Raw genomic sequence first — 26,187 nt, forward strand, 5'->3', positions numbered from 1 at the left:
TGAACTGGCAGCGTACGCGTAACCAGTGCAGCGGCCCGGAGTTATCAAGTACGAGCACATTCGGCTCCACGACATCAGCAGCATGTGGAACGAGTCCTTGCGCAGCGCCGTGCAAAGCGATTCGCCGGCTATGAACCCAGTCCACGTCAAGGCTTCAGGGCCGACAATCGTTGGGAACATCAGCGGCGAGACCCGCAGCCGCATTTGAGCGGATTCTTCTTCAAGCAGAGGTGTGCGCATTTCAAATTCCAACGGCTTGAAACCCGAGCACCATGATCAGTGAATCCGCGTACCAAATTATCAACAAAGTTTTCGAATTCATTCTCTTTAAATCTATTCCAACGAGGTCTGTTACGCCGAACGCGCTGGCAAGGTGCCCGAGAGCGTGTGGCTGACTGGCTCGCCTTTGGGCTATCGAGGCGCATGGGAATCACCTGCGCATCGAATCTGCGTTCGCATTTCCAGTCCATGACAGCTGAGCAATGGGTGCATTACGCGGGGTGCGGGCGAGCGAGCCGCCGAAACATCAACGCCGACAGCAGTGTGATCGCGCCCACCGCCACGAAGGTGAATCGAAAGGCGAGCGCAGTCGATTCCAGCTGCGGCATGAAGAAGCCGGCTGCGACGAACCAGAGCGGCGCCCGGTCTGCGCGTGGCCTGGCGATCTGCTCTCAATCACGCATTCAAACGGCTTTGCATGAACTCGATGAACACCCGCAGTTTGCGCGGCGTGTGCGCGCGGCTCGGGTAGTAAAGATAGAAGCCCGGAAACGTCGGCCACCAATCCTGCAGCAGCGGCACGAGCTTGCCTGCGGCGAGGTCGTCCGCAACCAGCGCCTCGAACGTGCAGGCGATGCCGGCGCCACCCCGAACCGCGGCCATCAGGATGTCGCCGTCGTTGGTCAATAGTGGCCCGTCGACTTCGATGTCGAAGTCGCGACCTTCTTGCGAAAACTCCCATCGGTAGATGCCGCCAGCGAGGCGCGCATTGAGGCAGCGATGTGACTTGAGGTCCTCAGGAGTCTGCGGCGCAGTAAGGCCCTTGAGGCCCTTCAGGTAGCGCGGCGCCGCGACGGTCGCGATGCGATGTTGCCCGCCGAGCGGCACCGCCACCACATCTTGTGCCAGGTTCTCGCCGAGGCGAATGCCGGCATCGAAGCCGCCCGCCACCAAATCGATCATCGCGTTGTCGCAGCTCATCTCGAGAGTGATGTCCGGGAAGGCTTCCAGGAAGGCAACGAGGTGCGGCACGACCAGGATGTCCGACGCCGTGCGTGACAGGTTCAGCCGCAGCAGACCGACAGGCTTGTCTCGCGACTCGTTGACGCCGTCGATGGCGGCCGCGATCGTGGCAAGGCCGGGTTGCGCATCGAGCAGGAACCGTTGGCCGATCTCCGTCACGCCGACGCGTCGCGTGGTGCGGTCGAGCAGGCGAACACCCAATCGAGTCTCCAGCGATCGCATAGTTTGCGACAACGCCGAAGGCGAGACACCGAGTTCGGCGGCCGCCTTGGTAAAGCTCGAATGGTGCGCGACGCGGGCGAAAGCGGCGATGGCCGGAAGCAGATCGGACGACATGGTCAATTATGAAGTTGGACTTCATGCCGCATCCCGATCACATGGCTTTATCCGAAGGAATGCGATGCCTATCGTCGAGACAGCTGTTGATTCAATCCGTTCTTATCTCTTTATCCAGGAGCATCTTCATGAGTTCACTCGCAGGCAAAGTCGCCATCGTCACCGGTTCATCGCAGGGCATCGGCGCCGGCATCGCTGAACGACTGGCAGCCGACGGCGCATCGGTCGTCGTCAACTACTCACGCAGCGTCGAACACGCCAATGCGGTCGTGCAACGTATCGTCGCGACCGGCGGCAAGGCCGTTGCAGTAAGAGCCGACGTTTCCAAACCGGATGACATTCCGCTGCTGATCGACGCGGCCATCGAAACCTTCGGGCGGCTCGACATCCTTGTCAACAACGTCGGCGTCTACAAGGTCGACTCGCTCGACACGTTGACCGCGGAGAGCTTCGACGAGCACTTCCACCTCAACGTGCGCGGCTTGCTGCTCGCCACTCAGGCAGCCGCACGCGTGTTGCCGGCCGGCGGCGTCATCGTCAACATCAGCTCTGGCCTCGCCAAGAGCCCGTATCCGATGGTGCATGTCTACAGCGCGACCAAAGGCGCAGTCAACGTGCTAACGCGCACGCTGGGAATGGAGCTCGGTCCGCGCAACATCCGTGTGGTCGGCATCGCGCCCGGCTTCGTCACGACCGAGGGCAATGCAGAGTCGGCTGCGAGCATGACAGACGTGCTGGTCGGCAAGACGCCGCTGGGCCGTGTGGGTCAGCCGCGGGACATCGCGGCAGCGGTGTCGTTCGCGGTGTCGGACGATGCGGCATGGGTCACCGGCAGCACGATCGACGTGGCGGGCGGCATGGTGTTCTGAAACGCCTGAGCCGCCAGCTCAACTATGCGCGCGCGGCGGTGCCACGCTGGCGCCTTCTATGCCGTGCCGCTGCAACGCAGCTGCGACGAAGCCCGACGCCTTCATCTCTTCGATGTAGCTGCTCAACCAGGCCTGCGCTGCAAGGCGACCCTTCGGCACGCCCATGGCCTGCTCGATGACCATGAAACGGCCGGGCAGCATGCGCAGGCCAGCTCCACCACTGCCGTTCAGTCGCATGGCGTCCGCCTCGAGTTGTTGCCGCACGCCCGCAGCCACTTCGAGCTTTTGCGCGATGAACTGGTTCGTTACCTCCGGTGAGGTCGGTATGCGCACCAGCGTGGCGGACTTGATCTCGCGCGTGAGATAGAGGTCGTAGGCGCTGCCACGGCCGACCACGATGCGCGTGCCGGCGCGGTCGACTTCTTCATTGCGCTGAAGCGGCGACTCGTTGCGTACGAGGTAGGCGCCTTCGATCACCACGTACGGCGCCGTGTAGTCGGTGTCGGCAGCACGCACCGGATCGATCGCGACGAAGGCCAGGTCGACCTGCCGCGCCTTGACCGCTTCGACCACGTTGCCCGCGGAGTTGAACGGCACAAGTTCGATGGGCAAGCCCAGGCGGCGGGCTGCTTCGCGTGCGAGGTCGACAGAGACACCTTGCGGCTCGCCCGACGGCTCACGGCTCGCGAGGATCGGGTTGCCGAGGTTGATCGCGGCACGCAGCTTGCCGGTGCTGCCGAGTTCGGCGATTGCTGCGGCACGCGTATCGAGTCGGATGCTTGCGCAGCCGGTCAACAGCAGGCCGCCTGCGGCACCGTGGAAGGAACGTCGGGTCAGGTTCATCGATAAGACTTTAGTGGCGCCGCTCGTCATGCTGCCCGACGACACCTAGGGAAATCCCTGAGGAGCATGCGCGCAGCCGCACATAGGATGCAAAGTTACATTTATTCACACTTGTACTCCATGCAATCCGATCTGAGTTGGTCACGGCGTTCCTTTCTGGTTGCCATGGGTGCGGGCGCATGCGCGCAAGCGGTGGGCGCGGCGGAGAGTCCAGCGCCCGGCGCGATGAAATGGATCGTCGGTTATCCGGCCGGCGGCGGTGCCGATTTTGTGACGCGCGTGCTTGCGGCGCAGCTCGGCTCCCAGATGAAGCAGGACATCGAAGTAGTGAACATGCCGGGCAAAGGCGGCACGCTCGCCGCCGGTGCCGCGGCGCATGCGGCCGCCGATGGCCGCAACCTGTTTACCGCTGACAACGGCATCCTGGTCTACAACGCCTCGCTGTTCAAGACACTGCCCTACGACCCAGACAAGGATTTCGCGCTCATTGGCTTCATGGCCCGCACGCCGTTGCTGCTGGTGGTGTCGCCCAAGTCCGGCTTCACCAGCTTCGAGCAGATCCTGAAGGCGTCGAAGGCCGGCCGTACGCCACCGCTTCAATACGCATCGCCGGGCGAAGGCTCGCCGCACCATCTTGCGATGGAACTGCTCAAGAGCCAGACCGGTCTCGTGGCGACTCACGTGCCTTACCGCGGCACCGGCATGGCGCTCCCCGATGTCGTGTCGGGCAAAGTGCCGATGCTCGTCGTCGACCTGGCAGGCGGGCTCATTCCGATCAAGAGTGCAGCTGTCGTTCCGGTGCTTTCGATGTCGGGGCGGCGAGTGACGCAACTGCCCGACATGCCGACGGTTCCGTACGACCTGACGGGCCCACTGAACGCCTATGCGACCGTCGGCCTGGTGGCCCCGGCCGCGACGCCCATGCCGATGCAGGAGCGACTCAACGCAGAACTGCAAACCGCCATGCGCGTCCCCGAGGTGTCTCGCAAACTCAACGATGCGGGATGGGAAACGGCGGCGGCCGATGCGACCTTGCTCCGCGCCTACATGGCTGCCGAACGCGCCATCTGGCCCGCGCTGATTCGGAATCGGGGCATCACCGTGACGCAGTAAAAAAGCGAATCGCACAGAGTTCGCAGAACAGCCTCACGCGATCACTCGACGGACACGGCATCCGTTTTCTGTTTGCTCTCCAGCACAAACGCCTCCGCCTCGGAATACGAGTGGAGCACCAAATCGATCAAATCCTCGACCTGCTTTTCTTCGACCGAAGAATCGTCGAGTGCCAGCTTGATGGTGGCAAGAATCGCGTCTGGCAACGCGGCGCGCAGCTCGGCCGCCTTCTGCCGCCACTGCGCCAACCCGTCCTGCCGCGGATAGACGAGGAAGACAGTGCCCACCAGACTGGCCTTGTCCGCCGTCTCGGGGTCTTGGGGTTCGTTAGTCGACACGCTCCGGGCGTCCACGCCCTCCTCCCGCAGCGCCCTGACGAGCAGTTCCATCAGCAGATCGTCACGGTCGGTGCCAAAGCCCATGCACAGAACGATCGAACGCGAGGGCACATCGAGCCGCCCTTGCCACCGGCCGAGGCGCGCTTCGCGCATGTGCCGCAGATGGGCACCCATGTTGGCGTCGACCAGCGAAGTCGGCGCCCGACGGCGTGCCGTGCGCCGTGCCGGCTGCTCCCTCGACAACGATTCGGCCAAGGCGACGATGTTCGCCAGGATGCGCTCGCGCTGCTGCTGGTCGATACGCCCGATGCGAAAGTCCGCTGCGCCGAGCGCCAGTCCCGGAAACAGAACGTGATCGCAGTACCTGGCAAAGCTGCTGCGCCGTAGAAACGCCCGCGCCTCCTGCAAGTTGACAGACGCATTGCCCGACAACGCTCGCTGATAGAAGCGCTGGCCGGCAGACAGCCCCGGGGCATCGCTGAGAAGAATCGTGAATGGCGCAAGTGCTTTGACGTGTCGGCCCATCACCACCAGACACAGTGTCAGCGGCGTAGACAACAGCAGTCCCACAGGCCCCCAGAGCGCGCCCCAGAACAAGGCGGACACGATGACCGCCAGCGGCGCCAGGCCCGTGCTGTGCCCGTAGACCTGCGGCTCCAGCACATTGGCGAAGACGAGTTCGAGCACGCCGAAGAATCCCAGGCTGGCCAGCACGAGCGTCCACCCGGGATCGACCGCGGCCGCGAACACCGCGATCAGCGCGGCTGCGCCCAGCACACCCACATACGGGATGAATCGCAGCAGCGCGGCGACGCAACCCCAGAGCGCGGCATGCGGCAGTCCTATCGCCCAAAGTCCCACGCCGACCACGGTGCCGAAGATCGCGTTGACGATCGATTGCGACAGGAAGAAGCGCGACACGCCTTGCGCCGCCGCGCTCAATGCCTGCACCGTCGTGCCCAGCTCCGCCTCGCCGACCAGACGGATGAAGCGATCGCTGAGCGACTCGTGCTCCAGCAGGATGAAGACCAGCAGCACGAACACGATGCCAGCCTGCCCGACCGGTCCCCATAACGTCGATAACAGTTTGGTGACCCGCTCCCCAGCCGACTGCGGTGCCTGGACGGCCGGTGCGGGCGGCGGCGCAACCACCGTGGCCCGACTGCCTTGACGCCGCGGTGCGGTCGCGTCGGGCGGCGCGGTCTGCGGCAACATTCCTTTGAGTTCAGACTCGATTCGTTCGAACGGACGGACCGTGAACTCACGGATCGCGTCGACCTTGCCACTGATGGCCGCCGTGTATTGGGGCAGATCGCCGGCGACCGCGACGAGCTGTATCGCCAGCACCGCGCTGATCCAGGCGACGCACGCTGCGGCCAGCACCACCGACACCAGCGTGGCCACGGTACGACCCAGGCCCGCGACCGCGAGTCTTCTCACCAGCGGCGCCAGCACCAGGCTCAAGACTCCCGCGATGACGATGGGCTTCAGAAAGTCCTGACCGAAGTGCAGCAAAAGCAGCACGCACGTGGCTGGGACGATCAGGCCGAACTGGAAGTTCTTGAGATTGGGCAATGGGCGCAGACAGCGTTGTGGCGATGGTGAAGATGTTCTTGGGAAGCGAGATCTATGCCGCCTCCGGCATCGCCAGCACGGCGGTCAACGCAAAGTCCACCAGCAGCAGCCATGTCATTTCGAGATCGATGATGCTGTGGTGATCCGAGCCCGCAATCGTCTTCACCGATACCGGTGTCGGCCATGCCGCGATGAGCTTGGCGGAGCGCTCCGGCAACACGACGTCATCGCGCTCGGCCAGCAGCACTTGCGTCTTGGCCGCGACGCCGAGGCAATGCGCCAGCGAGTTGAACTGGTGCCGCAACAACAGCGACAACGGCACCAGCGGAAAGCGCTTCTTGGCGACCTCCAGCATGGAGTCGTACGGGGTGATCAGCTGCAGGCTGGTAAACGTCTGCTGCGCCACGAGTTGAATGGCCACGCCCGAACCAAGGCTGCGACCGACGACGTGCAATCGCGCATGCGGAAAAGCCTTGCGCAAATGATTCGCGAACTGAACCGCGTCGGCGACCGAGGCGATTTCCGATGGATGCCCTTCCGAGTCCGCCATGCCCCGGTAGTTGACCGCGGCAAAGCCGAAGCCTTCAGGCAGCCAGTGCAGTGCCTTGGCCGTGGCACGAACATCCTCGCCGCGGCCAGCGAAGTAGATGAAAAGGTCTTGCAGCGCCGCCTCGCCGTGCGGGTGATAGACATAGCCGCGCACCATGCCGCCCGGCACAGTGTGAGAGTAGGTGGAGAAGTCGGCGGACAAGGCGACGACCGGCAGCTTGCGCGTGTCGAAAAGGATGTGGCCCTGCCGGGCGGAAAGCAGCGCCCAGTAAGCAGCGATCGCACCGAGCGCGGCGCCCGATGCGGACAGGGCGACGCGATAGACTTTGGATGACAAAGTGGGTTCCGAAAGCGCATGACGGTATGCGCGTCCGAGTATGCATGGCGCGCGGATGCGCCGAATCTCGGGAACCTCAGGCCAGATAAGCCTCGAGCACGCCGGCATCGGCGCGCAGCGCGTCCACCGTTCCCTCCGTCACGATCGACCCGCGCTTCATGAGATAGGCGTAGTCGCAGACAGACAACGCGATCTCGGCGTTCTGCTCGACCAGCAGGATCGACTGGCCCTCGCGATGCAGGGTGACGATCGCCTGGAACACCAGGTCCACGATCGATGGCGCCAATCCCATCGACGGTTCGTCCAGCACGAGCATGCTGGGCTCGGTCATCAGTGCGCGGCCGATGGCGAGCATCTGCTGCTCACCGCCGCTCATGAGGCCCGCGATCTGGCCGCGCCTTTCCTTCAAACGAGGAAACAGGTCATAGACACGCGCCATCAAGTCGCTCGCGTTGCCACGCCCGGCGTAGCTGCTGAGCTTCAGGTTCTCTTCCACCGTGAGGGGCGCGACCACCATGCGTCCTTCAGGCACCAGCGCGAGCCCACGCCGGACGACACGATGCACCGGCATCGCAGAGATCTCTTCACCGTCGAGTTTGATCGAGCCCTTTACCGGCCGATGCAAGCCCGCGATGCTGCGCAACGTGGTCGATTTGCCCGCGCCGTTGGCACCGAGGATGGCGACCATGCTGCGCGGCCGGACCTCGAAACTGAGGTCGGTGACGGCGCGAATGGCGCCGTAGCTAGCGCAGAGCGCGGATACGGTCAGCATCAGCAGTGTTTCCAAAGTAAGCAGCCTGCACATCGGGGTGCGCCATGCAGTCTGCGGGTGTTCCATGGGCAAGCAGGCGGCCGAAGTTCATCACAGTGACGTGGTCGCAGAATTCTTTGACCAGCCGCACGTTGTGCTCGACCATCAGCACCGTCAGTCCGCCGTCGCGCAGGCTGTGGACGAGACTTCCGATCTCGTTCGATTCCTGCACGTTCATTCCGGCGGTGGGCTCGTCGAGCAGTAAAAGCCGCGGGCCGGTGCCCAGTGCACGAGCGATCTCGACCCGACGCTGTTCTCCATACGACAGCGTTTCCGCCAGCAGATGCGCCTGTCGGCTCAGCTGCACGCGCTCCAGCAACTCGTAGGCATGAAACTCGACCGCCTTGCGTGCCGCGCGTGCCTTCGGCAGGCCAAGGAACGATGCCCACAACGACGCGCCGCGCCGCAGATAGCAACCCGCCATCACCTGCTCCAGCACCGTCATGCCGCTGAAGAGCCGCACGTTCTGATAGGTGCGGGCGATGCCCTGGGAAGCGATGTCGTATGCCGCACTGCGCTGGATCTCGACACCGCCGAATCGGATGGTGCCGGTGTCCGATGGCAGCAAGCCGCTGATGAGATTGACCAGCGTCGTCTTGCCGGCGCCGTTCGGGCCCATGACACCTGCAACGCTGCCCGCTTTGACCGTCATCGACAGGCCGGAGACGGCAGCGACGCCGCCGAAGTTCTTGCCGATGGCCTCGACCGCCAGCAGCGGCAGATCGGATGCAACGCTCATCGCAGTCAAAGCGCGGCTCCGGCAGCTGACGATACTTTTGCGGGCGCGCCGTCTGCATCGGCATTTGCATTTGCATTTGCATTGCGTGCGGCGCGGCGCAAGCGAATGGCGCGCGGATCGACCAGCCCTCGCGGCAGGAAGATCATGATCAGCAGCAACACGACCCCGTTCGCCACTTCCTGGAAGTGAGGCACGAAGGCTTGCGCGATCACCGGCAATGCAGTGAACACCGCCGCCCCGATGATCGATCCGATCCAGTGATACGACCCCCCCAGCACCACGGCCGCGATCATGGTGAAAGCGATGTTCACGAAGTAAGTGTCGGGCGAAAGAAACTGCAGGACCAGGGCGAGCAACATGCCGCCGAGGCCACCGACTGCCCCCGAGATCACGAACGCGATCGTCTGTATCCGGCGCGGTGCGATGCCCAGGCTGGATGCAACCGCCGGATCTTCGCGCACCGCCTGCGCCGCGATGCCGTACCACGACACCGACAGCCGGTAGAACACGATCATGGCCAGCGCCAGAAGGATGCCCAGCACGCCGATCGGCAGTGTGACCGGCACGCTCAGTCCGTTGACGCCGCCGGTCAGACTCGGCACGTTGATGACGGCGACGCGGACGATCAGGATGAGCGCCAGGCTTGCCAGCGCCATCCAGTGACTCTCGAGCCTGAGAAAGATCAAGGCGACGACATAAGCCAACAGCGCACCCGCCGCCATGGCCGCGGGCAAGAGGATCAGCGGATCGAGACCCGTCTGCAAAATCAGCCGCGCGCCCACGAAGCCACCGATGGCGGCATAGGTCACGGTGGCGAAGCTCAGGATGCCGGCCGACAGCACGGAATAGGTGCTGAGTGCGAAGAAGGCATTGACGATCGCGAACGCGACAGTGCTTTGGTAGGTACGCCAGAAATCGGCAAGTGCTTGCATGGTTGCTTGTATGAAATCAGGCCCGAGAAAAACCGAGACTGCCGAACAGGCCGCGCGGTCGTACCAGCAGAAAAGTCAGCAACAGCGCATAGGTGATGCCGTCACGCAGACCCGAAGACAGGTACTGCGCCGACATCACCTCCAGCACACCGAGCCCGACACCGGCGACTGCGGTGCCGCGAACGTCGTCGTAGCCGCCGACCACTACTGCGGCGAACCCCTTGAGCAGCAGGCCCTCGCCCAGCAGGAACGAAACGTTGTGCGTGGTGATGCCACCGAGAACGCCGGCCAGGCCTGAAGTCGCACCGGCGATGAAGGCGGTGACGATCACGACATAACGCGGATTGACGCCGCCCAGCGAGGCGGCCGTCTGGTTCCAGCCGACCGCACGCATGGCCGCACCGAAGCGGCTGCGCCGGATGAGGATGTGGAGGCCGAAGGTCACGACGAGCATGACCGCCACTGTGATGAGCTGCATCGCCGGAATAGGAATGTCGCCCAGATGGAACATGGTGCCCGGATAGCTTCCGCGGGGAAAGCTCAGGCTCTGCTGCCCGGTAGCGGTACCGGCCAGGTTGTCGAGAATGATCCAGAACGCAATGCTGGTAATGAGCGCGCCCAGCATGCCGCTGCCGCGTTTGCGCAGCGGCTGAAAGGCGATCTGGTCAACCACGACCGCGAGCAGCCCGCCCCCGACGACACCGACGACCAGTGCCGGCACGAAAGGCAGCTTCAGCTGTTCGACCGCTGCCAGCGCCGCGATCGCGGCCCAGCTCGCATAGCTGCCGTGCGCCGCATTCAGAATGCCGAGCGTCGAAAAAACGATCCCGAAACCGAGGCCGAACAGCGCGTACAGCGCACCGAGCGCGCAACCATTGATCAGTTGCTCGATGAAGAGTTGCATGACCCCGCGCCTACTTGGGTGCGACCCAGGGCACGATCTTGCCTTCAGCAGACCAGGCCACCACCAACGTGCCAGCCGTCTCTGCCTGGCCGTTGTTCATGGCCTCCCCGCCATAGACCTGATGGTCGATCTTCGTCACCTTCGACAGTGCCTGGCCCAGCGCCTCGCGGGTCGGTTTGCCGGACAGCGACTTCAACCCCTGTGCGATGAACCACACCACCTGGTAGCCCTGGGCCGAATAGATGTCGGGCGCCGCGTTGAACTTCTTCTGGTAAGCCGCGACGAAAGCCTTGGCTTCTGGCGTTTCCACGATCGAGTCGGAGAAGCTGACCGGGAACGGTACGCCGACGACCGAGTCGCCCATCTTCTTGAAGATGGAAGCCGGCGACAGCACGTCGTTGCCGACGATGGTCTTGGCGTAGCCGCGATCCTTCAGCGCGGTGATGGCACCGGCGGCAGCACCCTGCGTCGCATAGACCAGGATGATGTCGGCCTTCAGACCCATGGCTTGCGTCGCGGCCGCGGTGAAGTCCGTGTCCTTCGTCAGCACGCTGACCACCCCGGCGGTGGTCACGCCCTTGGCCTCGAGCGCTTCGCGGGTCGCGTTCATGCGACCCTTGAAGGCGTCGTTGTCGGCCGCGAGGATGTAGGCGGCGGTCTTCGGCTTGACCGCATCGACGATCGTGAGCGCGGTGGCTTTGTCTTTGGGGCCGGGCAGGATCGTCATGCTGTAGACATAGGGCAGTTGCGGCAGGCCGGCCGCCGTCGCGCCGAAGATCACGAGCGGTGTCTTCGCCTCCGTCACGATCGGCTTCAGGGAGCCAGCAACCGGCGACAGAATGCAGCAGCTGATCGCCAGCAGCGAAGGGTCGGCCACGAACTGATTGGTCGCCTGGATCGCGCGGGCGGCATCGCTGCCGCTCTCCTTCGGGTCCAGCACGATCGAGGCGCCGCCGAGGTACTTCTGCGTCTTGACCTCCTCCGCTGCCAGCTGCGCGCCGTTCCAGTAGGACTGGCCGGCCGAGGCGATGGCGCCGGTGTTCTCGGTGACGAATCCGACCTTGTAGTCGCCCGGCGCGAGGCCCTGAGCGGACACCGGTCCGACATGGACGAACAATGCAGCCAGCGCTGCACCTACCAACGAAACATTCTTCAAGTTCCAGCTTTTCATCTCTTGTCTCCTCAGGGTGGTTGTCTTGGTCGGCTGTTCAAGGTTGCGCATGTTGAACAGTCCGCGTCTTGTCGGCGAGAAATCTTTTCTTCAGATAGGTCTCGAGTCCGCCCGCTTCCAGCATGTCGAGGTCGGCGCGCGGCAGCGGCTCGAAAGCGATCTCGGTGCCCTGCGTCAGGTTGCGCACGCAGTGGCCCGCCCAGTCGACTTCCAGTTCATCCCAGCGTTCGGCGAACTGGAGGATGCCGGGGCACGGCACCTGCGGAAAGCCCATGCTGATTTCACCGCGCCAGTAGCCCGGAGAAAACGACTCGGCAATGACGCCCGCGATGCCCATGTGACGCATGGCTTTCATCGGCGGATAGTGAGGATGGCCGTAGCCGAAGTTGTGGTTGCCCAGCAGCAGGTCGCCAGGCTTCACCAGACTGGCGAAGGCGGGGTCGTATTCCTGCATCGCGGCCTTGCTCAGTTCGTCGATGTTGGTGGTCTTGATGTTCTTGACGCCGACGATCTGGTCGACGTCGAAGTCGATCTCGTCGAACTTGAAGGCCACGCGGCCGCGCAGGTTGATGAGTGCCATGCTCTTCTCCTTGGCCGTTAACCGTTACCGGCGAGGTACGGACGCGGGTCGGCGATCTTGCCTTCGACCGCAGAGGCCGCGAGCACCGCGGCGTTGCACAGGTAGATCTCCGAATCCGGGCTGCCCATGCGACCGCGCACATTGAGCGTGCCGGTGGACACGGCGCGCTGGCCCGGTGCCATCGTCGCGATGCGGCCGAAGCAGTAGTCGCACGACGGCGACGACACGAAGGCGCCGGCCTCGACGAACACCGACAGCAGACCTTCCCGCGATGCGGCAGCCATGATTTCCTGGCTGGTCGGTACCACGTGCAAAGCGAAACCCGGTGCGACCTGTCGGCCCGCCAGCACCTGGGCAGCAGCGCGCAGGTCTTCGATGCGACCGGAGGCGCAGGAGCCGAGGTAGCCGGTATGGACCGGGAGGTTCAGGTAGTCGCTCAGGTCGCGCGTGTTGGCCGGACTCGGCGGGATCACGATGATGGGCTCGAGCGTCGACAGGTCGATCTCGTGTCGCGCTGCGTAGTGCGCGTCCTCGTCGCTGTAGACGGGTTCGAGCTTGATGCGGGCGCGCGGCATGGCGTATTCGAGGCGCTTGGCATCGGGATTCACGATGGCCGTCACAGCGCCGGTGAACATCGCCAGACCGGTGATGGTTTGCAGGGCGTCGTTCGACATGTCGGCCACCGCCGGCCCACCGATCTCCAGCACCTGGAAGCGACATGAAGCCGCACCCAGCACACGCACCAGGTGATGGAACACATCGCGCGCCATCACGCCGGGCTGCAACTTGCCGACCAGATCGACGCGTGTCGTGTGCGGCACGCGGATCGAGACCCGCTCCAGTGCAAAGGCCTCGAGCACGTTGCGCCTGAGACCCATGGCCAGCGTGCCGAAGGTGCCCAGCTGGCTCACATGGCCGTCGAAGTGAACCACGAACGCGCCTGGCGTGGCGTAGCCCACTTCGGACGACACCTGGTGCCCGATGCCCTTGCGTTCATACAGCTTCACGTCGTTGATGGTGGTCCATTCACGAGTGCCCTTATGCAGCTCTTCTTCAGCCGGCGAGATGGCTGGGACCATGTGGTCGATGAAGATGCCGAAGCGTTCCGGCTCGGGCATCTTGGTGATGCCGAAGTCGTCTTTCAACTGCTTGAAGATCACGTCGGTGTAGCCCGGGAAGTCGTAAGCTAGCACGAAGTCGGGCTTTGCCATGACCTCGTCGCCGGCCTTGACGGACGCCAGGCCCGACACGCGCGCGAGGATCTTTTCGGTGATGGTGAAACCCATGGATTTGTCTCCAGTTCGAGAGTGTTTTTCAGTGCTCGGCGCGCGTGGACTCAGGCCGCGTTGCGCAATCCGAGCGAGCCGGGATTCATGAGGCCCTTGGGGTCGAGTGCCCTCTTGATAGCCGTGAGCATGTTCCAGGTCGCTGGCTGCATCACTTGTTGCAGCGGATAGTCACGGCCGATTTGCCAGTTGACACCGCCCAGTTCCAGGTAGACCTGCTGCACGCCCTTGCGCAAGGCGATCACGGCCTCACGCGCAGGCAGATTGGCGGGACGGTCGAGCCATGGCCCGACCACGTCGTCACCGAGACTCTGGCGGTGCAGCGGCGTGATCTCGTCCTGCCAGTAGAAGGCCGGTTCGAGAAAAAATTCGTTGCCGACGGTCATGGTGAGGTGCGACAGGATGATGCCGTGCTGCTTCATCATCGCGGCCTGACTCTCGAAGTACGCCGCACTCGCCTCGACCACGCGCGCGGTCTCGCTCATCGGGAACACCGCATGGATCGGGACCCAACGCTGACCATCCGCGCCGAGCATGCCGCGCACCGGGTTGAAAGGACGCGAGCGCATCACCCGCGCTGCGGCGTTCTCGATCTCGATGCCATGCTTCTTGCCGATGGCGCGCAGCGCTGCCACGTTAGCGGTCAGCGCATCGGCGGTCTTGCCCTCGACGACGAGGTGCAGCGAACACGCATGGTCGGCCAGGTAGTTCGCGCCGGTCGTCGCCACGTTCACTGCATCCTTGATGCCCTGGAACAAACCTTTCGACGAACGCGCAACACTGCTCAGGATCTTCACGCCGTCTGACAGCTTGTTGACGCTCGCCGAGTTCAACGCCTTGGCGCGGTCGATGCCGAAACCTTCGGAGATCGCCTGTACGGCGCTCATCTCGGCCTGGGCCAACGCCATCGACTTCATGTCTTCGAAGCCGAAACCCAGGTAGTCCAGATGCTGGGGCGCCGCGTCGAGCTTGAGCGTGGCACCGAGCTTCAGACCGAAGGCGCCGGTGTCTCCGAGAAACAGGCCCGTCATGTCCGGCCCTGCATAGCGGGTGAAGGGCTTCGTGCCCACACGTCCGCCCGAACCGGTGGTCACGACCTCGCCGCTGGCGAGCAGCACGGTCACGCCCAGCACGCTGGCGGCGACAGTCCCGTGCAGGGTCGATCCGAAGAAGGCGCTGTTCTGAGACAAGGCGCCGCCGACCGTGGCGTTGATGCCAGACAACGGACCCCAGTAGCCGGTGTTCATGCCGGTGGCCTTCAGCGCTTCGTGCACCTGCGCCCAGGTGCAACCGGCCTCGACCGTGATGTACCGGTCGGGCACGTTGATCTCCAGCACCTTGTTCAGCTTGCGCGTGTCGATGACGATGGTTTGCGTGCTCTCCGGCAGGTAGCCCTTGGTATAGGACATGCCGCCGCCGCGCGGCACGATGGCGATCTCGTGCGCCGCTGCAGTCTTGACCGCAGCCACGGCTTGCGCCTGCGTTTGCGGCAACACGATGCACATCGGCACGATGCCCGGCTGCCAGAAGATATCGTTGGCGTAGTACTCGCACGTCACGCTGTCCGACAGCACCTGGGCGGAGCCCACGGCGTCGCACAGCGCTGAGAGAAAGGATTCGTTTGGCATTGGGAATGAATCTTTGTGATGACCGTGCGATGTGAGAAGACCGGACTCAGCCGGCCACCACGAGGTCGTCGGCAGGCCGGAAGTCGTAGCCGGCCGCATGGCGCTTCACGTAACCGCCGTGCGGCGCGCCGAAGTGGGCAGGAAGCAGCAATGCGTTGCGGTCGTGGCAGTAGTCGAGAATGGAGCGGCGCGTGGCGCGAGCCTCGCTCGCCATCTCGCAGAAGCGGCTGTTCCAGTCGGGGCGAAACACCTGCATCGGCTGGTGCAGCGAGTCGCCGGGAAAGATCGCCGCGTCGTTGCCGGATTCGAGCTTCAGCATGCCGTGACCGGCGGTATGGCCGATCGCGTCATGGAAGAACAGGCCTTCGATGATCCTTGAACCGTCGTCGATGAACTCGGCTTGCCCGCCCTCGATGACCGGCATCACGCTGTCTTCTATGACCGCGATGTTCTCCGGCATCGTGAGGTGGCCGCCGGTCGGCGATTGCCAATGCTCGAATTCGCGGCGCGAGAAGATGTACTTTGCGTTGGGAAAGGTCGGCACCCATTTGCCGTCCACCCATCTCGTATTCCAGCCGACGTGATCGATGTGCAGGTGCGTGCAGATCACGAGCGTCACGTCCTCGGGACGCACGCCGGATTCGGTGAGCCGGTCGAGGTACGGCAGATGCAGTTGATGGAAGCGCTCGAACAACGGAAGCGCACGTGTCTTGTCGTTGCCGCAGCCGGTGTCGATCAGGATGGTGTGCTTGTCGTCGCGGATCATCCACGAGTGCATGCTCGACATGACCTTCTGGCTGGGCTCGTCCCAAAACCGCGGCGCCGACAGCACCTTGTGCTCTTCGAAGATGTCGGGCGTGTAGTCAGGAAAGAGAAACTCAGGCTTGAATCCGGGCGTCAGCATTTCTTCAATGCGCGTCACGTGATACGAGCCGATCCGGAATGTCTTCATCTGTTTCGCCGTGGTCTCTTGGTGCGTCGATGTTAGGCAGGCCGTATCGGTCGCCTTACAGGGTAAACGTCCATGCCACCACAATGTGGCGAAAGAATTCCAGGTGTCAGGCCTATGGTTTGGAGTGAATGGGTCGAGCCGAGGGCTCGATCACTTCTCCACAATGTAGAGCCTCGATCGGCACTGAGGAATGCCTCGAGCAGCGTCGTGGCTTCGATGCCAAGAAGCGCTGCGGCCTCCTCCATCACAGCAGCAATGTGCGCGGCGCTTCGTGGATCGATGCGTGCCGAGCCGCCGATGCCCGGCAACTCGATCACCGTGATCGCCCAGCAGGCGGTTCGACTTGCTGAGCGTCTTGATGGACTCGATGCCAGGAGTCACCGGCACTCGCTCTACTCAGGGTTATTGGTTAGCCAACCACAATGTGGAATCCATATGATGTGAGCGATGGTCGCAAAAACACGAACAGCAACTGATCAGGCAAAAATTCCTCCACAAGGTGGAGAGTCCAGATCCGGTACGCAGAGCATCGAACGGGTGGTAGACGTGCTTCGCGTGATCGCCTCGCGTGGACGTCGCGGCATGCGTGTCGGCGAAGTCGTCGCCACTTCTGGACTGGCGGAAGCAACCTGCTTTCGGATGCTTCGGAGACTGGAGTTGGAAGGGATGCTCGATCGCGACCCGCACAGCAAAAAGTACTTTCTCGGGCCGCTGCTGCATGAGTTGGGCTTGCTTGCGCGCCCCCGCTACAGGCTCGCTGAACTGTGCGATGCAACATTGCAGCGCCTGGCTGAATTCACGCAAGACACGGTCTATCTGAGCGAGCGCAGCGGACTGGAAGCTGTTTGCGCCAACCGTGCACTCGGCGACTTCCCGATCAAGTCGCTGTCGCTGGACATCGGGGTGAGAAGACCGTTGGGCGTCGGTGCCGGCGGACTGGCGATCCTCTGTGCATTGCCCGCGTCCGAAGCCCACGCACTGGTCGAGGCGAACGCCCATCGCTATGAAAAGTTCGCGTCGTTCACAGCCGATTTTCTGTATGGCGCCATCGCGGAAGGCCGAAAGCGCGGCTACTCTTTTCTGGAGGGCGCCGTCACGCCCGGCACTGCATCGATCGGCGTGGCATTTCCGCCCGACAACCCGGTCGCGGCCATCAGCGTGGCAGCGATCGCCGGCCGCCTGCTGCCGGAACGCAGGCAGGAGATTGCGCGGCAGATGCACCGGGAGGTGGACAAGCTTGTCGTTGCAATGGAGGCTGCCAAGTCATCGGGCGAGATGGCAACGGCTGACGCTGCGCAGCGGTGATAACTCCATTTGGCTTTTGCGCGCCCGCCTTCAGGTCATCATTTCGTAATGAGCCTGCCGTTCCTCGATGGCCTTCCAGCCGATGACATCCTTGAATGCAGGCATGGTCGTCTGACCGCAGGGGAGATTGCCGATGTCTCCGCCACGACGGTCCGCCAGCACGCGCAGGTTTTCCTGCAGTGCATGGACGGTGCTCATCAACGTCACCAGCGGATAGGTCGCAAAGGCCGCGACGGACTCGACCTGTTCCCGCGTGAGGTCGGCCATCCACAAACCCTGCATCAACTGCAATGACAGCCGACGCCCCGTCACCTCTTTCAGCTTGACCAGGTCCTCGTAGCGACTGAAGGTGCGCGAGATCGGCTGGATCAGATCGGCGCCCGCCTCCGCATACTGTGCGCATCGGTCGATGGCCTCGGACGGATCGAGCACGTCGGTGCGCGCAACGATCAAAAAGTCGGGGTCGGTTCGCGCGTCGACTGCTGCCTTGATCTTTGCGACAGCATCGCGCACCGGAATCACCGGCATGGTCGATGCCGCTGCGGGACAGCGCTTCGGACTGAACTGGTCTTCGAGTTGAATGGCGACCGCCCCCGTCTTCTCGAACTCGCGCACCGTGCGAGCCATGTTGATCACGTTGCCATAGCCGGTATCGGCATCGGCGAACACGGGCTTGTTCACCAGATTGACGATGCGATCCACGACAGCCACGTTCTCCGTGAGCGTGTAGATCTCCACGTCGGGCTGGCCCAACAGCGCCGCTGAGATGCCGAATCCGGTGGTGAAGATGCCGTCGAAATCCGACTGGTCGACGAGCAGTGCAGACAGTGCGTCTTGCGCTCCCGCCATCCAGAGAGTGGGTCCTGACTGGATACGCTGACGCACCGCCTTGCGATGGTTTTTCATGGAGGCTCCTTGCGAATTGAATGGACATCGGCACGCCAACCAGTCCCCACAATGTGGCGACAACCGGAATGCCGTTGAGGCATTAATTACATTGCCTGCAAGACCGCTGCTCTACAAGGTTTACCCTCAACTCACCACATCGTGGACAAGATCTACAGACGGTTCCGTCGGAGAGCTATGGTGTTCATCGAGAACCCGTCAAGGAATCACGCGCTCAGCCCTCAGCTTGTCGAACAAATCCGTGAACGCATCCGGCGTGCTCTGGAAATCCAGGAACCCCGCCTTGCGACTCTTGGTCATGTCGGCCAGCACCTCCATCGGCCGGCCAAGGTCTGCGTCGGTGTGCCACCACGACACGAGGTTTTCGACATTCGCCTCTTTCAAGGCATGACGCTCGGCGATCTCCTTCCATTGCCCGGCGCATCCTTGCATCCGCTCGGCCAACGGGCGCATGGTGCCGTCGAAGCCAGCTGCTTCGATGCCGAAGTATTCGGCCAGCCGGGGCCACAACCATTTCCAGCGAAACACATCGCCATCGACGACGTTGAAGTCCTGATTGCGTGCTGCCGCGGTGTCTGACGCCCACGTGAGATGACGGGCGAGCAGCCGCGCATCGGTCATGTCGGTGAGTCCTTCCCACTGCGCCGCAGACCCCGGGAATACGAACGGTTGGCCCGTCGCCCTGCAGAGCGTGGCATAGACGGCGAGCGTCACACCCATGTTCATCGCGTTGCCTATGGCGAACCCGATGATGGTGTGGGGCCGATGCACGCTCCAGCTGAAGCCATGGCGCTCGGCGGCCGCGAAGAGCCTGTCTTCTTGCTCGTAATAAAAGTTGTCGACCGGCTGCCGCCCTTGCTCTTCGCGGAACGGCGTCATGGGCACATTGCCGGTGCCGTATGCCTCGAAGGGGCCGAGGTAATGCTTGAGCCCGGTGACCAGTGCCGCATGGCCGCCGCGCAAGCCGGGGCCGACGGCATCGAGCACGTTGCTCACTATGGCGCCGTTGACGCGGATGTTCTCTTTCTCGTTCGCCTGTCGCGCCCAGGCAGTAAAGAACACTTTGGAAAACTCGATGCCATCGAGTGAGCCTAGAACTTCAGCCAGCGCGACAGGATCGGTCAGGTCTGCCGTGAGGGGCTTCACGCCGGCCGCGACGGGCGTTCTGCCGCGGGAGAGACCATAGACCGATGCGCCATCGGCGAGCAAATGCACTGCAAGCGCACTTCCAATGACACCGCTGACCCCGACGATGAGCGCGTTTTTATTCATTCCGACAATCCTGTTCATAGTTCGCCATGGACAATAGACGACTGGCTTCGCAATGGCGGCCCCAAGGTCTTCCGGCAATGAACATGACCCTGTTGAATCCTTCGACCATCGGCAGCTGGCACGCCCACGTGTACTTCGACTCCGCGACAGGAGCGGCGGCCTGGACGCTGCGCGAAACCATCGAGATCGAATTGGCCGGCCGCATCGCCATGGGCCGCTTTCACGAGAAGCCGGTGGGACCACACCCTATGTGGAGCTACCAGCTGGCCATCTCGCCTGACGACTTTCCGCATGTACTGGGATGGCTTGCACTCAACCACGGCACGCTCGACGTGTTCGTTCATCCGAACACCGGCGATGCGCTGCGCGATCACCGGGACTGTGCTGTCTGGCTGGGCAAGTCCCATGTCTTGAATCTGGCGGGGTTCACTGGCTGAGTTCACTGGCTGAGTTCACTGGCTGAATATTTTTCAGCCCGAGTGCATCCAACCGCGCATCTGGTGGGTAGAGCCATCAGCAGCGAATGTGCTGCTGCCCTATCCACTGGAGAATTTCAATGCGCACTCCCCAAGCTTCTCGCCAAGTTTCTAGTCCCGTTTTTGTTGCGGTCGCACTGTCCGCCGCCGCCCTCGTCACCGCCTGTGGCTCGATGTCCATGGGTCCAACGTTCAATCAGTCTTCGCTGCCCGCACCGATCCAGGTGCCGCCGGGTAACAAGGTCGCCATGGAAACCGTGGGTGTCGGCGACATCACCTACGAGTGCCGCGACAAGGCCAACGCGCCGGGCCAGACCGAATGGGTGTTCGTCGGCCCCGATGCCAAACTGATGGACCGCAGCGGCAAGCAGGTCGGTAAGTACTACGGCCCGCCCGCTACGTGGGAATCGATGGACGGCTCCAAACTGACCGCAACTCAATTCGCGGTCGCGCCATCGGGTCCGACCAGTCTGCCGTATCAAGTGGTCAAGGCCAACCCGGCGATGGGCAGCGGCGCAATGACCGGCGTGACCTACATCCAGCGCGTCGCCTTGCAAGGCGGTGTTGCACCGGCGGCCATGCCTTGCACCCCAGCCACCAAGGGCCAGAAGCAGACCGTCAAGTACCAGGCCGACTACATCTTCTGGAAGGCGTCTTGACCCTCGGCTGCGGCATGGCATGACGGCGTTGCAGCGCGGCTCGACTACCATCGAACCCTCTTCGAGCCACCGCCATCGACCTTGCCGCCCGCCGATCATTTCGATTACGACGCCGAGCTCATGGCCTGCGCGCAAGGCGACCGCGAAGCCCTGCAGCGCCTGTACCAGCGCGAGGCCCGCTTCCTTCTGGGCGTGGCCCTGCGCATCGTGCGCCAACACCATCGTGCAGAAGACGTGCTGCACGATGCTTTCTTGAACATCTGGCAGCGAGCCGGCAGCTTCGATCCGACCCGTGGCGAAGGCCGCGGCTGGATCTACAGCGTTGTGCGCAACGCGGCACTGAACATGGTGCGCAGCTCGGCGCGCGAAGCCACGGTCGACGACGACGCGCGCGAAGCCATCGACGACGATGCCGCACTGGCAGCGTACGTCAGTGCGGGCGACCCGTTCGAACTCCGTGCCGACCTCGGCCGGCTGCACACCTGCCTCGCAAGCTTGGAGCCTGCACGCCGCGACTGCATCCTCTACGCCTACGTCGAAGGTTGCTCCCATGCCGAAATTGCGGAGCGCACGCGCACGCCGCTCGGCACGGTCAAAGCCTGGATTCAGCGCGGCATGAAAGCCTTGCGCGAGTGCATGACATGAGCACGCCGAACACATCCGGCGAAGACATCGACGCGCTGGCGGGCGAGTACGTCCTCGGCACGTTGAATGTTGCGACGCGACAGATCGTCGCAGCGCGGATCGAGCGGGAGCCCGCTTTGCGTGACGCGGTGACGGCGTGGGACGCGCGATTGCTTCCGCTCGTCGCGCTCGCGCCGCCTTCAGAGCCGTCGACGGCGCTGTGGCGGCGCATCGAGGGCAGCCTGGGCGAAGCCGCTGCCGCAGTCAAGGCACCTGTCATGCCAGCTTCTCCGCGGCCGAAAGTCGAGAGCCGAAGACCTTCGGGCTGGTGGAACAACCTCGGCCTCTGGCGCGGCATGACCGGCGCCGGCTTTGCCACCGCGGCGGCTCTGGCGGCGGTGCTCGTTCTGCGCCCAGGCACACCGCAAGCGCCCGAATACATGGTCGTGCTGGTGGCACCACAAGACAAGGCGCCGGGCTATGTGATTCAGACCAACGCCGCGCACCAGCTCAGTCTGGTGCCGCTGGGTACCGCGACCGTTCCAAGTCAAAAATCCCTGCAGTTCTGGACCAAGGGCGACCAGTGGCGCGGCCCCGTTTCGCTCGGTCTGGTGAAACCGGGCCAGACGCTCTATGTGCCGCTCGGCAAGCTGCCGGCAATAGAGCCGAACCAGCTCTTCGAGCTGACCCTGGAGCCGGAGAACGGATCTCCGATCGATCGGCCGACCGGGCCGATTCAGTACATCGGGCGGGCGGTCAAGGTTTTGTAGCGTGGGCTCAGCGTGAAGACTTGACCCGGATTTGACTCGCCTAAAGTGCGACAGCCACCGAGTTTGCCTCGATGTTGACCTCAAATCGACCCGGAAACTCGTAGCATTGCGACATGGCAAAGAGCAATGAGAGCTTTAAAGGCAACAAGGCGGCGCTGCCCAGCAAACCCTGCGTGAGTTGTGGCCTGACCATGACCTGGCGGCGTCGATGGGCGAAGAACTGGGCCGAGGTGAAGTACTGCTCGGATGCCTGCCGCAAAAAGCCACGTCCGGCCCAATAAATCCGGCAGCACACAGCCCGCTGATCTCACCCAACTCAATCACCGTCGCAATACATCCCATGACTTCGATCGTTCTCATCACGGGCGCCAGCGGTGGCATCGGCCGCGCCTTGGCACACCAACTGCACGCAACGGGCTTCCGCGTCGCCGCGGCAGGGCGCGACCTCGACCGCCTGGCCGATGTGGAAGCCGCCGTGCGGATCGCCGCCGACACCACCACGCCCGAAGGCGCAGCCCAGGCCATTGCCGCCTGCCAGGAGGCGCTCGGCGCCGCGCCCACCTTGCTGGCGCACTGCGTGGGCAGCACGCTGATCGCACCGCTGCACCGCACCCGAGAGGACGCCTACCGCGAGGTGATGCGCGTCAACCTCGACAGCGCCGTATTCATGTTGCAGGCCTGGATCGGCGCTTTGCAGGGCGGGCCTGGTGCGGCGGTGTTCGCGAGCTCGGTGGTGGCGCGCATCGGCGTCGCCAATCACGAGGCGATCGCTGCGGCCAAGGGCGGCATCGAAGCCCTGGTGCGCAGCGCCGCAGCCACCTACGCGGCACAGCGGCTGCGCATCAACGCCGTGGCACCGGGCATGACCGAGACGCCGATGACGGCCAGCATGCTGAAGCTGCCCGCCATGCGTGATGGCGCCGCGCGCCAGTACCCTTTGGGCGGCGTGCAGACTGCAGAACAGGTGGCTGACGTCATGGCCTGGCTGCTCAGTGACGGCGCAGCCCGCCTCACGGGGCAGGTGATTGCGGTGGATGGCGGCTTCACTACCGTGCGGCCTCTCGTGAGGTAGCCGTCGAGCACTCCGGAGCGACATCCGTCACCGAGCCGCCGAACGGACCGACGCCGCTCACGCGCACTGAGCTTCAGTGCGTACCGTGCACGTGCTTCGTGACTGCGCGCTTGAAAGCCCGGGCCGGCCCCTCGCTCGACAGCTCTTTCAGAATGCCGCAATCGCCCGAAGCAGCGGTCGTCGAACACTGCTCCAGAAGGCCCTTCAGCTGCTTCTCCAAAGCACGCAATTCGCGGATGCGCTGGGCGACGTGCCCGAGATGTTCTTCCAGCAGCTCGCCGACCCCGCCACAGTTTTCCTGAGGCGATTCCTTGAAGCGAAGCAGCGCACGAATCTCGTCCAGCGCCATATCCAGCGAGCGGCACCGACGGATGAACATCAGCCGTTCGACGTGCTCCGGGCCGTAGATGCGGTAGTTGCTCTCGGTCCGCGCCGGGGTCGGCAACAGCCCTTCCTTTTCGTAGAAGCGGATGGTCTCTACGGGCGTGTCCGTGGCTTGCGCCAGTTCACCGATCTTCATCGAAATCCCTCCAGAAAACCGTTTGGAAATTTGCGCTTGACTCTAAACCCGCTACAGGGTTTCCAATCTAGCCAATGACAAAAACCACAATGCCTGAAATGAAAGAGAAGCCGTCCACCAGCGCGGCCAAGACAACCGTTCCCGCCGGCGCAACGGTGTTCCGCATTCCGGCTATGGACTGTGCGGTGGAAGAAAGCGACATCCGCCGCGCGCTAGACAAGGTCGTCGGCATCAAGAGCCTCAACTTCCAGCTGGGCGCACGAACGGTGGCCATCAACGCGCCCGCCGAGGTGATTCCGCTGGCTGTCAAGGCTATTCAAAGCGCAGGTTACGAACCAGTGCCGGTGAGCGCGCCTCGAAGCGGCGCAGGCCTAGCCGCGACCCACACAGCCGAGGACGGCCACCACGGCCACGACCATGCGGGGCATGACCACGACCACGATCACGGCCACGCTCATGTCGAGCAATCGTCCAGTGTGATTCGCCTCGGCGCCGCGCTCGCACTGGCCATCGGCGCCGAGACGCTGCACTTCTTCGCCAGCGATGTCCCCGCGATGAAGTACGTCGGCCTCGGCATGGCCGCAATCGCAATCTGGCTGTCGGGCGTCGAGACCTATTCGAAGGGCATCAAGGCGCTGAGCCGCGGCCGGCTGAACATCAACGCGTTGATGAGCGTGGCCGTCACCGGCGCCTTTGTCATTGGCCAGTGGCCGGAAGCCGCGATGGTCATGGCGCTCTACGCCATCGCCGAGTTGATCGAAGCGCGTGCCGCCGATCGCGCCCGCAACGCGATCAAAGGCCTTGTCGCTCTTGCGCCGGAAGGAGCCGACGTACAGCAGGCGGACCGCAGCTGGAAGACGGTGCCATCGGCCGGTGTGGTGCTCGATGCCATCGTGCGCATCCGTCCTGGCGAGCGCGTGCCGCTCGACGGCGTGGTCACCGAAGGCCGCAGCGCGGTGAACCAGGCGCCGGTCACGGGCGAGAGCCTGCCGGTCGATCGCAGCGTCGGAGACACGGTCTACGCCGGCACCATCAACGAGACGGGCGAACTCCAGTTTCGCGTGACCGGCATTGCGTCCAACACGACGCTGGCCCGCATCATTCACGCGGTCGAGGAAGCGCAGGGAACGCGCGCACCGACGCAGCGCTTCGTCGACCGCTTCGCGGCCATCTACACGCCATCGGTCTTCGTGCTGGCGCTGGCCGTGGCCCTGCTCATGCCGTGGCTGACGGACGCCACCTGGCTCGAAGCCATCTACAAGGCACTGGTGCTGCTGGTGGTTGCCTGCCCGTGCGCGCTGGTGATCTCGACGCCCGTGACGATCGTCAGCGCGCTGGCGGCGGGCGCGCGGCGTGGCATCCTGATCAAGGGCGGCACCTATCTGGAAGAGGCACGCAACCTCAAGGCCATCGCGCTCGACAAGACCGGCACCATCACAGAGGGCAAGCCGAAGCTGGTCGACTGGATGGTGCTTCGCCCTGACGCGGACAAAGAGCAGGTCGGCCGCATCGCGACGAGCCTGGCGGAGCGCTCCGACCACCCTGTGTCGAAAGCCATCGCGCAAGGGCTCGGCTCGCCTGCCGCGCGTGCAGAGGCCGACACGGTTGAAGGCTTCATCGCCCTCCCCGGCCGCGGCACGCAGGGCACGGTAGGCGGACGCGACCACGCGCTCGGCAACCATCGCCTGATGCAAGAGCGCAACCACAGCAATGCAGAGATCGCGGCCCAGCTTGCCGCGCACGAGCAGCAGGGCCGTACGGTCACGCTGCTGGCAGACGATCGCGGCGTTATCGCCCTCTTCGCCGTGGCTGACACCATCAAGGAATCATCGCGCCATGCCATCGCCGAGCTCAAGGCACTCGGCGTGACGCCCGTCATGCTGACCGGCGACAACACCGCGACCGCGAAGACCATCGCGGCCGAGGCCGGCATCGACGAGTCGCAAGGCAACCTGTTGCCCGAAGACAAGCTGGCCGAAATCAAGGCGCTGCAGAAGCGCTTCGGCGCCACTGCGATGACTGGCGACGGCATCAACGACGCACCGGCGCTGGCGCAGTCCGACATCGGCTTCGCGATGGGTGCGATGGGCACCGACATCGCCATGGAAGCCGCCGACGTGGTCGTCATGAACGACGATCTGCGCCGCATCCCGGAGACGATTCGCCTGTCGCGCAAGACGCACGCGGTGCTGGTGCAGAACATTTCGCTGGCGCTCGGCATCAAGGCCGTTGTCATGGTGCTCGCCCTGGTCGGCACCGCCGCCATGTGGATGGCGGTGTTCGCCGATATGGGTGCGACGCTGCTGGTCGTCGCCAACGGGTTGCGACTGATGCGGGTCCGGACGACCGCGGATCGGGCTTGAGGTGCGGCCTTGCAA

At 63.8% G+C, this 26,187-nt stretch carries 26 protein-coding genes; 10 read left to right on the top strand and 16 right to left on the bottom strand.

The genetic code is table 11. The annotated features are described in order from the left end of the window. Positions 1-675: 675 nt before the first annotated feature. Positions 676-1,578, bottom strand: a complete 903-nt coding sequence (locus RCH10_RS15020) for a LysR substrate-binding domain-containing protein (RefSeq protein ID WP_323498275.1) — start codon at positions 1,576-1,578, stop codon at positions 676-678. A gap of 128 nt (positions 1,579-1,706) precedes the next feature. On the opposite strand from RCH10_RS15020, the gene RCH10_RS15025 reads away from it, so the two are divergent. Beyond that, positions 1,707-2,447, top strand: coding sequence for an SDR family NAD(P)-dependent oxidoreductase (locus RCH10_RS15025; RefSeq protein WP_409052995.1), 741 nt, complete (start codon positions 1,707-1,709; stop codon positions 2,445-2,447). A gap of 18 nt (positions 2,448-2,465) precedes the next feature. Here RCH10_RS15025 and RCH10_RS15030 read toward each other — a convergent pair whose 3' ends face one another. After that, a complete protein-coding gene (locus RCH10_RS15030; RefSeq protein WP_409052996.1) occupies positions 2,466-3,290 on the bottom strand; it encodes an ABC transporter substrate-binding protein in 825 nt (274 codons plus the stop codon). A gap of 120 nt (positions 3,291-3,410) precedes the next feature. On the opposite strand from RCH10_RS15030, the gene RCH10_RS15035 reads away from it, so the two are divergent. Beyond that, entirely contained in the window at positions 3,411-4,403 is a 993-nt protein-coding gene (locus tag RCH10_RS15035; protein WP_409052997.1) for a Bug family tripartite tricarboxylate transporter substrate binding protein, read from the top strand. Between the two features lie 41 nt (positions 4,404-4,444). Here RCH10_RS15035 and RCH10_RS15040 read toward each other — a convergent pair whose 3' ends face one another. The 11 genes from RCH10_RS15040 to RCH10_RS15090 all read right to left on the bottom strand — a co-directional run bounded on the left by RCH10_RS15040 (position 4,445) and on the right by RCH10_RS15090 (position 16,205). After that, positions 4,445-6,316, bottom strand: a complete 1,872-nt coding sequence (locus RCH10_RS15040; RefSeq protein WP_409052998.1) for an AI-2E family transporter — start codon at positions 6,314-6,316, stop codon at positions 4,445-4,447. 52 nt (positions 6,317-6,368) lie between these two features. Next, positions 6,369-7,202, bottom strand: coding sequence for an alpha/beta hydrolase (locus tag RCH10_RS15045; RefSeq protein WP_409052999.1), 834 nt, complete (start codon positions 7,200-7,202; stop codon positions 6,369-6,371). A gap of 76 nt (positions 7,203-7,278) precedes the next feature. Beyond that, positions 7,279-7,974, bottom strand: coding sequence for an ABC transporter ATP-binding protein (locus RCH10_RS15050; protein ID WP_187051980.1), 696 nt, complete (start codon positions 7,972-7,974; stop codon positions 7,279-7,281). Continuing rightward, positions 7,946-8,752, bottom strand: a complete 807-nt coding sequence (locus RCH10_RS15055) for an ABC transporter ATP-binding protein (protein WP_409053000.1) — start codon at positions 8,750-8,752, stop codon at positions 7,946-7,948. Before RCH10_RS15055 ends, RCH10_RS15050 begins: the two co-directional genes overlap by 29 nt. A gap of 5 nt (positions 8,753-8,757) precedes the next feature. Next, positions 8,758-9,684, bottom strand: a complete 927-nt coding sequence (locus tag RCH10_RS15060; protein ID WP_409053001.1) for a branched-chain amino acid ABC transporter permease — start codon at positions 9,682-9,684, stop codon at positions 8,758-8,760. 16 nt (positions 9,685-9,700) lie between these two features. After that, positions 9,701-10,588 carry a branched-chain amino acid ABC transporter permease gene (locus RCH10_RS15065; protein WP_409053002.1) on the bottom strand — a complete coding sequence of 296 codons (888 nt, stop codon included), beginning with the start codon at positions 10,586-10,588 and terminating at the stop codon, positions 9,701-9,703. A 10-nt stretch (positions 10,589-10,598) separates the two neighbouring features. After that, a complete protein-coding gene (locus RCH10_RS15070; RefSeq protein WP_323498267.1) occupies positions 10,599-11,759 on the bottom strand; it encodes an ABC transporter substrate-binding protein in 1,161 nt (386 codons plus the stop codon). A gap of 37 nt (positions 11,760-11,796) precedes the next feature. Next, positions 11,797-12,339 carry a 3-isopropylmalate dehydratase gene (locus RCH10_RS15075; RefSeq protein WP_323501839.1) on the bottom strand — a complete coding sequence of 181 codons (543 nt, stop codon included), beginning with the start codon at positions 12,337-12,339 and terminating at the stop codon, positions 11,797-11,799. Positions 12,340-12,356: 17 nt separating this feature from the next. After that, on the bottom strand, positions 12,357-13,625 hold the full coding sequence (locus tag RCH10_RS15080; RefSeq protein WP_409053003.1) for a 3-isopropylmalate dehydratase large subunit: 1,269 nt from the start codon (positions 13,623-13,625) through the stop codon (positions 12,357-12,359). Between the two features lie 50 nt (positions 13,626-13,675). Continuing rightward, on the bottom strand, positions 13,676-15,253 hold the full coding sequence (locus RCH10_RS15085; protein WP_409053004.1) for an FAD-binding oxidoreductase: 1,578 nt from the start codon (positions 15,251-15,253) through the stop codon (positions 13,676-13,678). 46 nt (positions 15,254-15,299) lie between these two features. Beyond that, positions 15,300-16,205: an MBL fold metallo-hydrolase gene (locus RCH10_RS15090; RefSeq protein WP_409053005.1), complete on the bottom strand. Its 906-nt coding sequence runs from the start codon at positions 16,203-16,205 to the stop codon at positions 15,300-15,302. 447 nt (positions 16,206-16,652) lie between these two features. On the opposite strand from RCH10_RS15090, the gene RCH10_RS15095 reads away from it, so the two are divergent. Beyond that, positions 16,653-17,510 carry an IclR family transcriptional regulator gene (locus RCH10_RS15095; RefSeq protein ID WP_409053006.1) on the top strand — a complete coding sequence of 286 codons (858 nt, stop codon included), beginning with the start codon at positions 16,653-16,655 and terminating at the stop codon, positions 17,508-17,510. Positions 17,511-17,540: 30 nt separating this feature from the next. On the opposite strand, the gene RCH10_RS15100 is transcribed toward RCH10_RS15095, so the two are convergent. After that, positions 17,541-18,416 (bottom strand): oxaloacetate decarboxylase, encoded by an 876-nt coding sequence (locus RCH10_RS15100; RefSeq protein ID WP_409053007.1) that lies wholly within the window; start codon positions 18,414-18,416, stop codon positions 17,541-17,543. A 198-nt stretch (positions 18,417-18,614) separates the two neighbouring features. Next, positions 18,615-19,688: an SDR family oxidoreductase gene (locus RCH10_RS15105; RefSeq protein ID WP_409053008.1), complete on the bottom strand. Its 1,074-nt coding sequence runs from the start codon at positions 19,686-19,688 to the stop codon at positions 18,615-18,617. A gap of 83 nt (positions 19,689-19,771) precedes the next feature. Between RCH10_RS15105 and RCH10_RS15110 the strand changes: the two genes are divergently transcribed. From RCH10_RS15110 to RCH10_RS15135, 6 genes are all read left to right on the top strand, one after another. Next, complete coding sequence (locus tag RCH10_RS15110; RefSeq protein ID WP_409053076.1) at positions 19,772-20,125, top strand: DOPA 4,5-dioxygenase family protein; 354 nt, start codon at positions 19,772-19,774, stop codon at positions 20,123-20,125. Positions 20,126-20,244: 119 nt separating this feature from the next. Beyond that, positions 20,245-20,823, top strand: coding sequence for a DUF3455 domain-containing protein (locus RCH10_RS15115; protein ID WP_409053009.1), 579 nt, complete (start codon positions 20,245-20,247; stop codon positions 20,821-20,823). Between the two features lie 120 nt (positions 20,824-20,943). Next, positions 20,944-21,468 carry a sigma-70 family RNA polymerase sigma factor gene (locus RCH10_RS15120; protein WP_409053077.1) on the top strand — a complete coding sequence of 175 codons (525 nt, stop codon included), beginning with the start codon at positions 20,944-20,946 and terminating at the stop codon, positions 21,466-21,468. Further along, positions 21,465-22,217, top strand: coding sequence for an anti-sigma factor domain-containing protein (locus RCH10_RS15125; protein WP_409053010.1), 753 nt, complete (start codon positions 21,465-21,467; stop codon positions 22,215-22,217). Before RCH10_RS15120 ends, RCH10_RS15125 begins: the two co-directional genes overlap by 4 nt. Positions 22,218-22,330: 113 nt before the next feature. Continuing rightward, positions 22,331-22,498 carry a DUF2256 domain-containing protein gene (locus RCH10_RS15130; protein ID WP_409053011.1) on the top strand — a complete coding sequence of 56 codons (168 nt, stop codon included), beginning with the start codon at positions 22,331-22,333 and terminating at the stop codon, positions 22,496-22,498. A 59-nt stretch (positions 22,499-22,557) separates the two neighbouring features. Then, positions 22,558-23,289 (top strand): SDR family NAD(P)-dependent oxidoreductase, encoded by a 732-nt coding sequence (locus RCH10_RS15135; RefSeq protein ID WP_187051995.1) that lies wholly within the window; start codon positions 22,558-22,560, stop codon positions 23,287-23,289. A 73-nt stretch (positions 23,290-23,362) separates the two neighbouring features. On the opposite strand, the gene cadR is transcribed toward RCH10_RS15135, so the two are convergent. Continuing rightward, positions 23,363-23,809, bottom strand: a complete 447-nt coding sequence (cadR, locus tag RCH10_RS15140; RefSeq protein ID WP_409053012.1) for a Cd(II)/Pb(II)-responsive transcriptional regulator — start codon at positions 23,807-23,809, stop codon at positions 23,363-23,365. Positions 23,810-23,907: 98 nt separating this feature from the next. Here cadR and RCH10_RS15145 point away from each other — a divergent pair, with 98 nt between their 5' ends. Beyond that, positions 23,908-26,172 (top strand): heavy metal translocating P-type ATPase, encoded by a 2,265-nt coding sequence (locus tag RCH10_RS15145; RefSeq protein WP_409053078.1) that lies wholly within the window; start codon positions 23,908-23,910, stop codon positions 26,170-26,172. The last annotated feature ends 15 nt before the right edge of the window (positions 26,173-26,187 follow it).

The sequence above is a fragment of the Variovorax sp. GrIS 2.14 genome (genome assembly GCF_046115955.1).
In the GTDB taxonomy this organism is placed as follows: domain Bacteria; phylum Pseudomonadota; class Gammaproteobacteria; order Burkholderiales; family Burkholderiaceae_C; genus Variovorax.